General features: G+C 68.2%; 12 protein-coding genes. 5 read left to right on the top strand and 7 right to left on the bottom strand.

Going from position 1 to position 15,064, the window contains the following annotated elements:
- Positions 1–76: 76 nt before the first annotated feature.
- Complete coding sequence (mnmC, locus tag ABD022_RS00420) at positions 77–1,936, bottom strand: bifunctional tRNA (5-methylaminomethyl-2-thiouridine)(34)-methyltransferase MnmC2/FAD-dependent 5-carboxymethylaminomethyl-2-thiouridine(34) oxidoreductase MnmC1 (protein ID WP_325125673.1); 1,860 nt, start codon at positions 1,934–1,936, stop codon at positions 77–79.
- Between the two features lie 96 nt (positions 1,937–2,032).
- Between mnmC and ABD022_RS00415 the strand changes: the two genes are divergently transcribed.
- From ABD022_RS00415 to mgtE, 4 genes are all read left to right on the top strand, one after another.
- Positions 2,033–2,872, top strand: coding sequence for an inositol monophosphatase family protein (locus tag ABD022_RS00415; protein WP_325125678.1), 840 nt, complete (start codon positions 2,033–2,035; stop codon positions 2,870–2,872).
- Positions 2,869–4,071, top strand: coding sequence for a M20 aminoacylase family protein (locus tag ABD022_RS00410; protein ID WP_325125680.1), 1,203 nt, complete (start codon positions 2,869–2,871; stop codon positions 4,069–4,071). Before ABD022_RS00415 ends, ABD022_RS00410 begins: the two co-directional genes overlap by 4 nt.
- Positions 4,072–4,207: 136 nt before the next feature.
- Positions 4,208–4,600 (top strand): acyl-CoA thioesterase, encoded by a 393-nt coding sequence (locus ABD022_RS00405; RefSeq protein ID WP_325125682.1) that lies wholly within the window; start codon positions 4,208–4,210, stop codon positions 4,598–4,600.
- A 13-nt stretch (positions 4,601–4,613) separates the two neighbouring features.
- A complete protein-coding gene (gene mgtE, locus ABD022_RS00400; RefSeq protein WP_325125684.1) occupies positions 4,614–6,101 on the top strand; it encodes a magnesium transporter in 1,488 nt (495 codons plus the stop codon).
- Between the two features lie 110 nt (positions 6,102–6,211).
- On the opposite strand, the gene secA is transcribed toward mgtE, so the two are convergent.
- Complete coding sequence (gene secA, locus ABD022_RS00395; RefSeq protein WP_343819507.1) at positions 6,212–8,968, bottom strand: preprotein translocase subunit SecA; 2,757 nt, start codon at positions 8,966–8,968, stop codon at positions 6,212–6,214.
- 93 nt (positions 8,969–9,061) lie between these two features.
- Positions 9,062–10,102: a M23 family metallopeptidase gene (locus tag ABD022_RS00390; RefSeq protein ID WP_343819505.1), complete on the bottom strand. Its 1,041-nt coding sequence runs from the start codon at positions 10,100–10,102 to the stop codon at positions 9,062–9,064.
- A gap of 12 nt (positions 10,103–10,114) precedes the next feature.
- On the opposite strand from ABD022_RS00390, the gene ABD022_RS00385 reads away from it, so the two are divergent.
- Complete coding sequence (locus ABD022_RS00385; RefSeq protein ID WP_343819503.1) at positions 10,115–10,585, top strand: DciA family protein; 471 nt, start codon at positions 10,115–10,117, stop codon at positions 10,583–10,585.
- Positions 10,586–10,624: 39 nt separating this feature from the next.
- Here the strand turns inward: ABD022_RS00385 and lpxC are convergent, their stop codons facing one another.
- From lpxC to ABD022_RS00365, 4 genes are all read right to left on the bottom strand, one after another.
- On the bottom strand, positions 10,625–11,548 hold the full coding sequence (gene lpxC, locus ABD022_RS00380) for a UDP-3-O-acyl-N-acetylglucosamine deacetylase (protein WP_325125692.1): 924 nt from the start codon (positions 11,546–11,548) through the stop codon (positions 10,625–10,627).
- Between the two features lie 238 nt (positions 11,549–11,786).
- Positions 11,787–12,959, bottom strand: coding sequence for a cell division protein FtsZ (gene ftsZ, locus ABD022_RS00375; RefSeq protein ID WP_325125694.1), 1,173 nt, complete (start codon positions 12,957–12,959; stop codon positions 11,787–11,789).
- A 77-nt stretch (positions 12,960–13,036) separates the two neighbouring features.
- Positions 13,037–14,263: a cell division protein FtsA gene (gene ftsA, locus ABD022_RS00370; protein WP_325125696.1), complete on the bottom strand. Its 1,227-nt coding sequence runs from the start codon at positions 14,261–14,263 to the stop codon at positions 13,037–13,039.
- Positions 14,260–15,063, bottom strand: coding sequence for a cell division protein FtsQ/DivIB (locus ABD022_RS00365; RefSeq protein WP_325125697.1), 804 nt, complete (start codon positions 15,061–15,063; stop codon positions 14,260–14,262). The genes ftsA and ABD022_RS00365 overlap by 4 nt, the downstream gene beginning before the upstream one ends.
- Position 15,064 lies beyond the last annotated feature (1 nt).

Here is a 15,064-nt window from a genome sequence, read left to right as displayed (position 1 = left end):
CAACCTTGCAAAAGACGTTATTCTGACGGATTTGCGCCATAAAATAAAATCCCGGCGCAGGATTTCCCGCCCGGGCTCAGCGCACGCCGATGCGCCGGGCCAGTTCGCGTTCCACCGGCACGGGCTCGCCATCGAGCCACGCGCCGATCAGGTCGCCCGCCAGGGCCGACCAGCTCAGGCCGCGCGATCCATAGGCGCAGGCCAGCCACAGGCCAGCCTTGTCCGGCACCGCGCCGATCAGGGGCAGGTGATCGCGCGTGGCGGCCCGCCAGCCCGCCCATCCCGCGACACCGCTGCCGCCCAGCCAGGGAATGTCCCGCGCCTCGACCCACCCCCGGACACGCGCCAGGATGTCCCGATGCCCTTCCTCGTCCACCACGGCCTCGTCCGCATCGGGGCGGTAGGTGCTGCCGGCCACGCCCCAGCCGTTCCGGGGCGGCAGGCAATAGCCGCGGCCCGACAGGACGCAACGCGGCACGGATGAAGCCTCTGCGGGATACAGGCTGACCTGGCCAGCCAGGGGCGCGAGGCCCGACAGGACCGGCAGGTGCCCGATGGGCATCACCCCCGACAGCAGCGTGCGCGCATGCAGCGCATTGGCCAGCACGACCTGGTCCGCCCGCCCCAGTTCCCCGCCGCCGGCATCCTGCAGCAGCCAGCCACCGCCATCTGCCGGCGCCAGAGATCCGATGGCCACGGGCCGGCGAATCACGCCCGGCAGCCCCAGCAAGGTGGCGATCAGTTCGCCCGGACACACCCGCAGCGCTTCGGGAAACCAGAGACCGCCCCAGGGCACACCGACGCCGGCTTGCCGGCCCGCCTGTGCGGGATCGAGCCAGCGCACCCAGCTTTCCGGAAACCCCAGACGCGCCAGCGCCTGGCGCTGCAGGCCGGCCTGATCATCCGACTGCGCGCAGACCAGTGCGCCGCAGGCCTGCGGCCGCGCTGCCTCGTCCAGATCCAGCCAGCGGGCGCGCGCCCGGGCCAGGCCGACGCGGCTCAGGCGCGAACGCGTGTCGTCGTCCGGACTGAGCGCCGGCACCAGGGCGGCGGCGCCCCGGCGGCGCATGGACGGATCGACATCCAGCGCGCACTGCGGGTCCCAGACCTCGACTTCATGCCCTCGCACCGCCAGGGCCTGGGCGATTCCGGCGCCGGCCAGGCCGCCACCCACCACCGCCACCCGGCGGCGCTCCGGCCCGGGCGGCTCGGCGCCCAGCCCGGGGCGCAGGACGGCCACCGTCATGTCGCGCTTTCCGGCGATGCCGGGCGCCTTCTCGACCAGGAATCCGGCATCGCGCAGGTCGCGCCGCACCTGCCCCGCGGCGCACCAGGTGGCGGCCGTGGCGCCGGCCACGGCCAGGCGCCGCAACTGGCCGAAGACGGCGGGCGACCACATGTCGGGATTGACCCGGGGCGCGAAACCGTCCAGGAAGAAGGCATCGACGCGCGCCTGCGCCTGACGCGCCAGGCGGCGGATGTCGCCGAACAGCAGGGTCAGCGTGACCCGGCCGCCCTGCAGTTCCAGCCGATGGACGCCCGGCAGCAGATCGGGCCAGCGCCCGGCCAGTTCGCGCGCCAGGCCCTGGCAGTCGTCCGGCAGCCGGCGCCAGGCCCGCAGCAGGTCCCGGGCCGCGAAGGGATGCGCCTCGAACGCCAGATAATGCAGCCGCCCGCTGCGCCCGGGATCGTCCAGCCAGGCCCGCCAGGCGGCCAGGAAATTGTGGCCCAGGCCGAAGCCGGTCTCGGCAATCGTGAATGCCGCCCTGCCGCGCCAGCGCCCGGGCAGGCCATTGCCCTGCAGGAACACATGCCGCGCCTGCAGCAGGGCGCCGGCCTGGCCGTGGTAGACATCGCCGTATTCCGGGCTGAACGGCACCCCCTGTGCGTCCTCGTGCCAGGTGGCGGGTTTCAGGATTTGATGGGAGTCCGACATGCGGGGACACTCGTCCGATGGTCACGTACAATGGGATGAACACGCCACGCGGGCCGGCTGGCGGCCTGGCGGGCTCATCACGGGAATCAGCGCGTCATGCCCAGTTCGCACTTCCTGTCGGCAGACTGCCTGGATGCCGCCGTCACGGCGGCGCACGCTGCAGCCGCCATTCTACAAACCCACGCCCTGCACCGCGCGGATCTGGTGATCGACCACAAGATGCGCAACGATCTGGTGTCCCAGGCCGACCGCGAGGCCGAGCAGGCGATCATCGACATCCTGCGCGCCCGCACGCCCGACATCGGGATCATCGCCGAGGAATCCGGCGGCCAGCCGGGCGATCAGGCCACCTGGTGCATCGATCCGCTGGACGGCACCACCAATTTCCTCAGCGGCATCCCCCACTACGCGGTTTCGATCGCCCTGATCGGCCACGCGGGCTGCCGTCCCGATGGCCGCGACCCGCTGCCCCGGGACACGCCGCTGATCGGCGTGGTCTACGACCCGAACCGGGAAGAGCTGTTCTCCTCGCTGCACGGCCTGGGCGCCTGGCTCAATGGCCGCCGCATCCACTGCTCGTCCACGCCGACGCTGGACCAGGCGGTGCTGGCCACCGGGTTTCCCTTCCGCGATTTTTCCTTCGAATCCCGCTACATGCCGACCCTGCACGACGCCACCCACGCCACCCGCGGCATCCGCCGCATGGGCTCGGCCGCCCTGGACCTGGCCTGGACGGCGTGCGGGCGCTACGATGGCTACTGGGAAATGGGCCTGGCGCCCTGGGACGTGGCCGCCGGCACGGTGCTGGTCCGCGCGGCGGGCGGGGTCTGCGAAGACATCCGCCACCAGGAACCCTGGCCCGAAGGCGGCTACGTCTATGCGGCCAATCCGCACATCGCCGGCATGCTGGACGGCCTGATCAACCGACACACATGACACGACAGCTCCTCGACACCCTGGGCAGCTGGCTGCCCGACCTGACCGACATCCGGCGCGCCATCCACGCCTGGCCCGAGCTCGCCTTCCAGGAAGTCCGCACGGCCGACACCGTGGCGCGCCTGCTGGATTCCTGGGGCGTGGAAGTCCACCGCGGCCTGGGTGAAACGGGGGTGGTCGGCCGCATCACGGGGCGCGGGCCGGGCCGGTCCGTGGGTCTGCGGGCCGACATGGACGCCCTGCCCATGCCGGAAACCAACACCTTTCCGCACGCCAGCCGCAACCCCGGCGCCATGCATGCCTGCGGCCACGACGGCCACACCGCCATGCTGCTGGCTGCCGCCCGCTACCTGGCCGGCCAGCGCGACTTCGACGGCACGGTGCACGTGATCTTCCAACCGGCCGAGGAAGCGGGGGGCGGCGCCCGCCGCATGATCGAGGATGGCCTGTTCGAGCAGTTCCCCATGGACGCGGTATTCGGGATGCACAACTGGCCCGGCCTGCCCGCCGGCACGTTCGGCCTCACCGACGGGCCCATCATGGCGTCCAGCAGCACGTTCGAGATCACGCTGCGGGGACGCGGCGCACACGGCGCCATGCCCCACCTGGGCGTCGACCCGGTGGTCGCCGCCGCCCAGCTCACCCTGGCGTTCCAGACCATCCTGACCCGCGACCTCGATCCGCTGGAATCCGGCGTCATCAGCGTGACCCAGATCCATGCCGGCTCGGCCGACAACGTCATCCCCGACCAGGCCGTCATGCGCGGCACGGTGCGCACGCTGTCCAACGACACGCTGGACCTGATCGAGACCCGCATGCGCGACCTGTCCGGGCCGCTTGCCCAGGCGCTGCGCTGCGAGGCCGACTTCGATTTCCATCGCGAATACCCGGCCACCGTCAACCACCCCGGGCCGGCCGCCCTCTGCGCCCAGGTGCTGACCGAGCTGGTGGGCGCCGACAAGGTCGACACCCAGGTCCGGCCGTCCATGGGGGCCGAAGACTTCGCCTTCATGCTGCAGGCCCGCCCCGGTTGCTACGTCTGGATCGGCAACGGCACGGGCGATCACCGGGCGGCGGGCCACGGCCTGGGGCCATGCACCCTGCACAACGGCAGCTACGACTTCAACGACGCCATCATCCCCCTGGGCGCCGCCTACTGGGTCCTGCTGGCCCGGCGTTTCCTGGACTCCGCCCCCTGAGGCATCTGCCGCCCACCGGCAAAAATACCGTGCGCCGCGGCGGGCCCCGCCTGCCGAACGGTTAAAATACGCGCTTTGCCGACACGCGCCCCGTCCGGTCCGGACGCGGAGCCCGGCACTCCACACCGAGGTCGCCATGTCCACAGCCCTGCCCTCAACCGAACATCCGGTCACCCTGCGCGTCATGCCCCAGCCGTCCGACGCCAACATTCATGGCGACGTGTTCGGGGGCTGGATCATGGCCCAGGTGGACATCGCCGGCTCGATCCCGGCCACCCGGCGCGCGGGCGGAAGGGTCGCCACCGTGGCCGTCAACGCCTTCACCTTCAAGCAACCGGTCTTCGTGGGCGATCTGCTCAGCTTCTACGCCGAAATCATCCGCACGGGACGAACCTCCATCACGGTCTCGGTCGAGGTCTACGCCGAACGCCAGCGCCTGGAGACCGAGGTCGTCAAGGTCACGGAAGCCACCCTGACCTACGTCGCGACCGACGCGAACCGCCAAAGCCGTCCCCTGCCCCCGATCTGAGGAGCCCGCATCGATGGCCGACCAACCCGTCGCCGCCGACACCGCCATCCCGGTCGTCATTCCGCGCCGCCTGGATCCGGAAGACGCCCAGCTGGCGCTGCAGGAACTGCAGTCCATCCTGAAACGCCAGGAGGTCGTGGACGCGCTCGCCCAGCGCCAGCACGAAGACGAGGACGAGGACGGCTCGAATCTGCTCGAAGGCATGCTGCAGCGGCAGCACGAAGACGAGATCCGCCAGATCATCAACGCGCTGCATCCGGCCGACATCGCCTTCATCCTGGAATCCCTGCCGGTACAGCAGCGCCAGGCGGTCTGGCAGCTGGTCAGCCAGGAATACGACGCCGACGTGCTCCTGGAAGTCGAGGACTGGGTCCGCGAATCGCTGATCGAGTCCATGGACCACGACGACCTGATCGCGGCCACGGGCACCATGGATGCCGACGAGATCGCCGATCTCGCGCCCGACCTGCCCCCCGACGTGATCGCCGAGGTCCAGAAGGGCCTGACCGATGCCGAGCGCGCCCAGCTGGTCGCCGCCATGGGCTATCCGGAAGACACCGTCGGCGCCATCATGGACTTCGACATGGTCCGGGTGCGCGAGGACGTGACGCTGGAAGTCGTGCTGCGCTACCTGCGCCGGCTGCACGAACTGCCCGACCACACCGACCAGATCTTCGTCGTGGACCGCGCCGACCAGCTGCGCGGCACCCTGTCGCTGTCGCGCCTGCTGCTGAGCGAGCCCGACACCCTGGTCAACGCGGTCATGGAGCCCGATGTCCTCAGCCTGAACCCGATGGATCCCGACACCGACGCCGCCAACGCCTTCGAGCGCTACGACCTGGTGTCGGCCCCGGTGGTGGACGAGCAGGGCCGCCTGATCGGCCGCGTCACCATCGACGAAGTGGTGGACGTGCTGCAGGAAGATTCCCAGGAGCAGGAACTGTCCCGGGCCGGCCTGCAGGAAGAAGACATCTTCGCCCCGGTCCTGGCGGCGATGCGCAACCGCGCCCCCTGGCTGCTGGTGAACCTGTGCACGGCCTCGATCGCCTCGCTGGTCGCCTCGCGCTTCGAGGGCACCGTCAGCCACATCGTGATCCTGGCCTTCCTGATGTCCATCGTGGCCGGGATCGGCGGCAATTCGGGCAACCAGACCATGACGATGATCATCCGCGCCATGGCGACGGGCCGGGTGACGGGCGCCAACATCTGGCAGCTGGTCAAGCGCGAGCTGCAGGTGACGTTCCTGGTGGGCGCCTGCGGCAGCCTGGTGGCGGCGACCTTCGCCTGGGTGATCTCGGACTCCTACGCGATCGCAGCGGTGATGATGGCGGCCATGGTCGGCAACATGCTGATCGGCGCGGCGCTGGGCGTGCTGATCCCGCTGCTGCGCGACCGGTTCGGCAAGGACCCTGCCGTGGGTTCGTCGGTGCTGCTGACTTTCGCGACGGATTCGCTGGGGTTCTTTTTGTTCCTGGGGCTGGCAACGGTGTTTTTGCTGTAGTTTTTTTGCGGCATCTCAACCGCACGGCCCCTCCCGGACGTGCCGCCCACCCGCCTGAAACGAAAAAGGCCGGACGTTGCGTCCGGCCTTTTCAGTTTTCCACGGCAGCCTTACTTCAGTTGCCCGTGGCAATGCTTGTACTTCTTGCCGCTGCCGCACGGGCAGGGATCGTTGCGCCCCACGCGCGGCACCGCGCCGGCCGGAGTCGCCGCCTTGCGGCCGGGTTCGGCCGGCGGTTGATCCAGGCCCGGATCCTCGCCACGCAGCGCCGCATCGTAATCGGCATGGTGGTAGCGCACGTTTTCCAGCGCCGGCGATGCCGGTTCTTCGACCTCGACCTGCTCTCGCGACTGGATGCGCACCGTCATCAGCACCCGGATCGTTTCGTTGCGGATGCGGTCGAGCATGTCCGAGAACAGCGTGAACGCCTCGCGCTTGTAGGCCTGCTTCGGGTCCACCTGCGCATAGCCGCGCAGATGGATGCCCTGGCGCAGGTGATCCAGGGATGCCAGGTGGGCCCGCCAGTTCGTGTCCAGCGACTGCAGCAGCACCGAGCGTTCGAACGGCCGCCAGCCGGCTTCGCCGACCAGGGCGATCTTTTCCTCGTACAGGCGCCTGGCTTCGGCCAGCACCCGTTCCAGCAGGTCGTCGTCGGTCAGGTTGGATTCCTTTTCCAGCATCTCCGCCAGCGGCAGCTGGATCGCCCAATCGGATTCCAGGGACGACTGCAGGCCCGGGATGTCCCATTGCTCTTCCATCGTCTCTTCGGGCACGTAGCGTCGGAACACCGCGGTGATTTCCGCGTCCCGCAGGTTCGCGATCGTATCGGCCACCGATTCGGCTTCCAGGACCTCGTTGCGCTGGGCATAGAGCACCTTGCGCTGGTCGTTGGCCACGTCGTCGTATTCCAGCAGCTGCTTGCGGATGTCGAAGTTGCGGCCCTCGACCTTGCGCTGCGCCGATTCGATCGAGCGCGACACCATGCGCGCCTCGATGGGCTCGCCTTCGGGAAGCCGCAGGCGTTCCATGATGGCGCGCACCCGGTCTCCGGCAAAGATCCGCATCAGCGAATCGTCCAGCGACAGGTAGAAGCGCGAGGAACCCGGATCGCCCTGGCGGCCGGCACGGCCGCGCAACTGGTTGTCGATACGCCGAGACTCGTGCCGCTCGGTGCCGATGATGCGCAGGCCGCCGGCCTTCTTGACGGCCTCGTTGGCCGGCGCCCATTCGGCGCGGATGGTGGCGATGCGGGCTTCCTTTTCCTCGGGCGACAAGTTGGGATCGGTGCGCACCAGATCGATCTGCTTGTCCACGCTGCCGCCCAGCACGATGTCCGTGCCCCGGCCGGCCATGTTGGTGGCGATCGTGATGTGGCCGGGCTTGCCGGCCTCGGCGACGATTTCCGCTTCGCGCGCGTGCTGCTTGGCGTTCAGCACCTCGTGGGGCAGGCCTTCCTTCTTCAGCGCGTTGGACAGCAGTTCGGAGTTTTCGATGCTGGTGGTGCCCACCAGCACCGGTTGGCCGCGCTTGTGGCAGTCGATGATGTCGGCCAGGATCGCGCGGTATTTTTCCTCGTTGGTCTTGAAGACCTGGTCGTTCTGGTCCTGGCGCGCCATCGGCCGGTTGGTCGGGATGATGACCGTCTCCAGGCCGTAGATTTCCTGGAATTCGTAGGCCTCGGTGTCCGCCGTACCCGTCATGCCGGCCAGCTTGTCGTACATGCGGAAATAGTTCTGGAAGGTGATCGAGGCCAGCGTCTGGTTCTCGTTCTGGATGCGCACGCCTTCCTTGGCCTCGACCGCCTGGTGCAGGCCGTCTGACCAGCGGCGGCCCGCCATCAGGCGGCCCGTGAATTCGTCGACGATGACGACCTCGCCATCCTGGACCACGTACTGCTGGTCGCGATGGAACAGGTTGTGCGCCCGCAGGGCCACCAGCAGGTGGTGCATCAGGGAGATGTGGCGCGGATCGTACAGGGACTCACCCTCGGGCAGGATGCCCAGGCGGGACATGATCTGCTCGGCCTTGACCTGGCCGGCTTCCGACAGGTGCACCTGCTGGGCCTTTTCGTCCACCCAGAAGTCACCCTCGGGTTCGGGCTCGTGGGGCTTGGGCTCTTCCGTCATGCGCGTCATCAGGGGCGGCACCGCGTTCATGCGGACATAGAGCTCGGTATTGTCCTCGGCCTGGCCGGAGATGATCAGCGGCGTGCGCGCCTCGTCGATCAGGATCGAGTCGACCTCGTCGACGATGGCGTAGGCCAGGCTGCGCTGACGGCGGTCTTCCGGACGGAATTCCATGTTGTCGCGCAGGTAGTCGAAGCCGTATTCGTTGTTCGTGCCGTAGGTGATGTCGGCCTGGTAGGCGGCGCGTTTTTCCGCGTTGTCCTGCTGCGGCACCACCACGCCGACCGTCATGCCCAGGAAGCCGTAGAGACGGCCCATCCATTCGGCATCCCGGCGCGCCAGGTAATCATTGACCGTGACCACGTGGACGCCGCGGCCCGGCAGCGCATTCAGGTAGACCGCCAGGGTGGCCATCAGCGTCTTGCCTTCGCCGGTGCGCATTTCGGCGATCTTGCCGTTGTGCAGGGCGATCGCCCCCAGCATCTGGACGTCGAAGTGACGCATGCCGAACACGCGGCGGCTGGCCTCGCGCACCACGGCAAAGGCCTCGGGCAGCAGGGAATTCAGGGACTTGCCCGCCGCGATCTGCTGGCGGAATTCGTCGGTCTTGGCCTTCAGCGCGTCGTCGGACAGGGCCTGCATGGAGGGTTCGAGCGCATTGATCTGCGCGACCTGCTTGCGGTACTGCTTCAACAGCCGGTCGTTGCGGCTGCCAATGATTTTTTTGAGCAGAGAAACCATATCGTGTCGTCGCTGCGGGCCCGAAGGAGGATCGGACGCCGGAAGATTGTGAGACGCGGCCGCCACAGGACGGCCGCAAGTGAACGCTGCAGTTTAACGCAGCACGGAAGCCCCCGCATCGGCGGCGGGCTCCGCCCGCGCCACCCGGGCCGCGTCCTGCGCCAGGCGGGTGCGGGCCCCGTCCTGGATGAACAGGGTCGGATCCAGGGGATAGTCCGCCATCCGCACCTCGAAGTGCAGATGCGCCCCGGTGGACCGGCCGGTGCTGCCCACCCGCGCGATCAGCTGCCCCTGGCGCACGATGTCGCCCGCCTTCACCAGCACGCTGGAAGCATGGGCGTAGCGGGTGCGCAGGCCATTGCCATGGTCGATCTCCACCATCCTGCCATAGCCATGCCAGGTGCCCGCCCGGGTCACCAGCCCGCCGGATGCCGCCCGGATCGGCGTGCCGCGGGGCGCGACGAAATCCAGGCCTTCGTGCATGGTGTGGCGGCCGCTGACGGGGTTGCGGCGCCAGCCGAACGATGAACTGAGCGCGGGATAGTCGACCGGCGACAGGGTCGGCAGGCTGGCCTGGAATCCCGCCTGGCGGGACAGGGCCGCGTCCACCAGGGCATAGGCATCCTCCTGGGTTTCCAGGCGCCGTCCCAGCGCGTCGATGTGCCTGCCCAGCAGTTCGGCCGATCCGATCGCGGGGGCCGGCAGAGACTGGGCCGGGATGTCGTCCATGACCTGGGCATCGCCCTCGTCGTCCGTATCGCCGCCTGCCGGCAGGCCGGCGGGCGCAGCGGCGGCATGGGCACCGGGGACGAGCTCCGGGGCCGTGTAGTTCAGGCCGGCCGCCTGGGCGACGCGCTCGCGCACGGATTCCATGGCCAGCACGCGGCCCTGCAATTCGCCCAGCTTGCCGGCCAGGCCCGCGATGCTGCCCTGCAACGCCGCGGAATCCTGGCGCAGGCGCGAATCGATGGCCTCGCGCTGACCGGGCTCCAGGGCCGGCGTGCGCCAGGCCTGCCACTGTGCGCCGCCCCAGGCCGCCAGCGCCAGGGCGCCGATCATGCCCAACCCCTTCAGGACGCGCACGTTAGAATGCAGCCATAGTGCTGCACGAGCAGTGTGTTTCGATTTCGTCACTCAAAATTCCTCATGTCCATGGCGATGCCGCCCCGGCGGAACCGATCATCCGGAACCCCGGCCCTGGAATGGCTGGACCGCAGCCCCCAGGGCGCGCCCATGATGCGCACGGTGCGCGAGCTGCTGGCCGTACAGGCCGTGCTCGCGGGGACGCTGCCGCCCGCCCTGGCGCGCCGTATCCGGGTCGCCCGCATCGATGGACCTGAAATCACCGTAATGGTTCCCGGCCCCGCGCACGCGGCACGGCTGCGCCAGCTGACCGAAGCCGCCGCCAGCCGCATCCGGGACGCCGGCTGGCCCATCGAACGCATTGTCGTCCGGATCGACGCCGCCATGGACAGGACCTGGACGGAAAAGCCCCAGCGGGAAGCCGAGCCCCTGGGAGAAAACGCCCTGAAATCCTTTGAAGATCTGGGGCGCCGGGTTGCGCCAGGCCCGTTGGCCGACGCGATTGGCCGGCTGCTGCGCCACCACCGTTCGTGAAAGAACCGCGCAGGCGACGCCGGCGAAGGAAAACCGCGCTCAGGCCAGCTGCCAGTCGCGGGTGAAGGCGGCGGGCGCGGTGTCGCGCGATTCGTAGCTGACCAGTTCCCAGCAATCCTGCCGGGCCAGCAGTGCGCGCACCAGCTGGTTGTTCAGCCCATGGCCGGACTTGCAGGCGACATAACGCGCCACCAGCGGCTTGCCGGCCAGGTACAGGTCCCCGATGGCATCGAGGATCTTGTGCTTGACGAATTCATCGTCGTAACGCAGGCCGTCGGCGTTCAGGACGCGGTATTCGTCCATCACGATGGCGTTGTCCAGGCTGCCTCCGCGAGCCAGGCCCATCGAACGCAGGGCCTCGACTTCGCTGGCAAAGCCGAAGGTGCGCGCGCGGGCGATGGTCTTGACGTAGGAATCCCGGGCAAAGTCGATTTCGGCGGCATTGGCCGTGGAATCGATGGCGGGATGCTTGAAGTCGATCGAGAAGGACAGCGCAAAGCCGTCGTAGGGTTCCAGCCGCGCCCACTTGGCGCCCGGCCCTTCGCCTTCGCGGACTTCGACGGGCTTGAGCACCCGCAGGAAATGCTTGGGCGCTGCCTGCTCCAGCAGGCCGGCGCTGCGCAACAGATAGACGAACGTGCCGGCGCTGCCATCCATGATGGGGACTTCTTCGGCATCGAGATCGACGTGCAGGTTGTCCACGCCCAGACCGGCCAGGGCCGACATCAGGTGTTCGACGGTGGAGACGCGCACGGAGCCCTGCTGCAGGACGGATGCCATGCGGGTATCGCCCACGGCGTCGGCGCGCGCGGGCAGATCCACGATTTCGGGCAGGTCCACGCGATGGAACACGATGCCGGTATTGGGCTCGGCAGGGCGCAGGGTGATTTCCACGCGACGGCCGGAATGCAGCCCCACCCCGGTGGTGGATACGGATTGTTTGATGGTGCGCTGCAAGAGCATGGGATTCTTCACTGGCGTAAAAGCGGCCCTGCGAAGCGTGCCCCGCATTGCCTGATCCCTGGCATTGTAACCAATATCCGGGTTTTCCACGATGGCCGGATGCAACAAGGACAGACACGTGTGCAAGCAAAACAAAGCGAAGGCGCGTCCTCCCCCAGGGGCAGGGGAAGACGCGCCAGGCGCCGCGAACTGCTGTACGGCAGCTGCGATGTGAGGTGATGCGCTTGAGCGGGCCGGGTCAGTCAGCCTGCTTGCGGAGGAACGCCGGAATGTCGAAGTGATCCATGCCCGCGGTCTCCAATGCCCGGACCTGGGCCGAGGCATTGCTGCGCGGATTGCGGATCACGGACGGCACGTCGGTACCGGAGAAGTCGTGGCCGACACCACCGACCGGCATGTTGTCCGTGCCGGTACGCTGGGCTTCGGCATTGTTCGACACCAGTTGCGGACGGGCCGCGGTGGAACCCAGGCCGGTGGCGACCACCGTGACGCGCAGGTTCTCGCCCATCGACTCGTCGTAGGCCGTCCCGAAGATCACGGTGGCATCGGCCGAGGCGTAGCTGCCGATCGTGTCCATGATCTCGCGGGTCTCGCGCATCTTGAGCGAACGGCTGGCGGTGATGTTCACCAGGACGCCGCGTGCGCCGTGCAGGTCCACGCCTTCGAGCAGCGGGCAGGCGATCGCCTGCTCGGCCGCGATGCGGGCGCGGTCGGCGCCGGAAGCCACGGCGGTGCCCATCATGGCCTGGCCCTGCTCGCCCATGATGGTCTTCACGTCCTCGAAGTCGACGTTGACGTTGCCTTCGACGTTGATGATCTCGGCGATCCCGGCGCAGGCGTTGTGCAGCACGTCATCGGCCGCGCGAAAGCAATCCTCCTGCGTGGCGTCCTCGTCCATCAGTTCGTACAGGTTCTCGTTGAGCACGACCACCAGCGAATGGACATGGCGCGACAGTTCGCGGATGCCCTCTTCGGCCATGCGCATGCGCTTGCTGCCCTCGAAGACGAAGGGCTTGGTGACCACGCCCACCGTCAGGATGCCCAGTTCCTTGGCGACCTCGGCCACCACGGGGCCGGCCCCCGTCCCGGTGCCCCCGCCCATGCCGGCGGTGATGAACACCATGTGGGCGCCGTTCAGCGCCGCGCGGATTTCCTCGCGGGCGGTCTCGGCGGCGGCGCGGCCCTGCTCGGGCTTGGCGCCCGCGCCCAGTCCGGTGCGGCCCAGGCGGATCTGGACCGGCGCCTCGCTGGTGGCCAGGGCCTGGGAATCGGTATTCGCGCAGATGAATTCCACCCCCTGCACGCCCGACCGGATCATGTGCGCCACGGCATTGCCGCCGGCGCCGCCGACACCCACGACCTTGATCACGGTGCCGTTTCTGCTGGTATCCAGCATTTCAAAATTCATCATGGTTTGACTCCCTCACATACGGAAAAACGAACAACTTCCCCTGAAAAGCCCATGTCCATTGCGGCCTTGACGCCGCCTCAGTTCATGAACCACTCCTTCATGCGCGCCAGAATGGATTTGACCGTTCCCTTCTGTTGCGCCACCTTGCGGCCGCGAGCGCGCTGCATGCGCGCCTCGGTCAGCAAGCCCATCACCGTCGAGAAGCGCGGATTGCGCATCACGTCGGCCAGACTTCCTTCGTACATGGGCACGGCGACTCGCACCGGCTTGAGGAACACGTCCTCGGCCAGTTCCACCATGCCCGGCATGAGCGCCGTCCCGCCGGTCAGCACGACTCCGGACGACAGCAATTCCTCGTAGCCGGACTCGCGCACCACCTGCTGCACGAATCCGAACAATTCCTCCATGCGCGGCTCGATCACCGCGCCCAGTGCCTGGCGCTTGACGCTGCGGTTGGGGCGGTCGCCCAGCCCCGGCACCTCGATCATTTCCTCGGCATCGACCAGCGCCTGCTTGGCAATGCCGTGGCGCAGCTTGATTTCCTCGGCATCCGGCGTGGGCGTGCGCAGCATGGCCGCGATGTCGCTGGTGACCTGGTCGCCCGCGATCGGGATCACCGAGGTGTGGCGGATCGCGCCGCCGGTATAGATGGCGATGTCGGTCGTGCCGCCGCCGATGTCCACCAGCACCACGCCCAGTTCCTTCTCGTCGGTCGTCAGGCAGGACAGGCTGGAGGCGAGCGGCTGCAGGATCAGGTCCTGGACCTCGAGGCCGCAGCGGCGCACGCACTTGACGATGTTCTGGGCCGCGCTGACCGCGCCCGTGACGATGTGCACGCGCACTTCCAGGCGCATCCCGCTCATGCCGATCGGTTCGCGGATGTCTTCCTGCGCATCGACGATGAACTCCTGCGTCAGCACGTGCAGCACCTGCTGGTCCGTCGGGATGTTGACCGCCTTGGCCGTCTCGATCACGCGCGCCACGTCGGTGGCGGTGACTTCCTTGTCCTTGACCGCGACCATGCCGCTGGAATTGAAGCTGGTGATGTGGCTGCCCGCGATGCCGGTGTAGACCTCGCGGATCTTGCAGTCGGCCATCAGCTCGGCCTCTTCGAGCGCGCGCTGGATCGAATTCACGGTGGACTCGATATTGACCACCACGCCCTTGCGCATGCCCTCGGACTCATGCTGTCCCAGGCCCAGCACCTCGAACCCGCCATCGGGCAGGATCTCGGCGACGACGGCGACCACCTTGCTGGTGCCGATATCGAGTGCAACGATCAGGTCTTTGATGTCACGGGTCATGGTCTGGTCGATTGGGAGGATGCGGAGGTTTCGGGGGCCAGCGTGATCGCGAATCCGTTCGGATAGCGCAGATCGGCACTGGCGATCATGCGGCCGCTCAGGCGCCGGGTCAGTTCCGGCCAGGCCTGGACGAAGCGTTCGATGCGGGCGGCGAACGGCAGGGCGCCGGAGCGCCCATGGGGGTCGGCGACGTCGGCGGCCGGATCCCGGCCCAGCGTCAGGTGCACGTTGTCGGACAGCGTCACTTCCCAGGCGTAGCGGGGGGTGAGCGTGGCCTCGCGCACGCTCAGGCCGAGCGGCGCGAACCAGCGGGCGATCTCGGCATAGCGCTGCACCACCAGCCGCTCCGAATTCGCCGGGCCGTTCAACTGCGGCAGGTCCAGCCCGTCGGGCAGTTCGCCCTGGTTGGCCGTGAATGCCTCGCCCCAGGTATTGATCATCTGGTTCTCGTTCCAGAAGGCCAGCGGCTGTTGCTCTTCGACGCGCACGTGCAGCGTGGCGGGCCACACCCGCCGCACGATGGCATGCCGCACCCAGGGCGCGGATTCGATGCGGCGCCGGGCCGCGTCGAGGTCCATCAGGAAGAAATTGCCCCGCACCTGGCCCGCCAGCGCAGTCTGGAGGCTCAACGGAGTGACGTACTGCAGGGTCGAGCCGGCCATCGGCGCCAGTTCGATCCGGGCAATCGAGAAATAGGGCCGCCGGATGGTCCAGACCACCGCCCCGACCACGATCGCCAGCACTGCCAGCAAAGCCAGCAGATTGGCGATCAGGTTGGTCAGTCGGGCTTCGGCGAACACG

It is taken from the genome of Castellaniella daejeonensis, from assembly GCF_039523555.1.
Taxonomy (GTDB): Bacteria; Pseudomonadota; Gammaproteobacteria; order Burkholderiales; family Burkholderiaceae_B; genus Castellaniella; species Castellaniella daejeonensis.
This window is presented reverse-complemented; position numbering and strand designations above follow the sequence as displayed.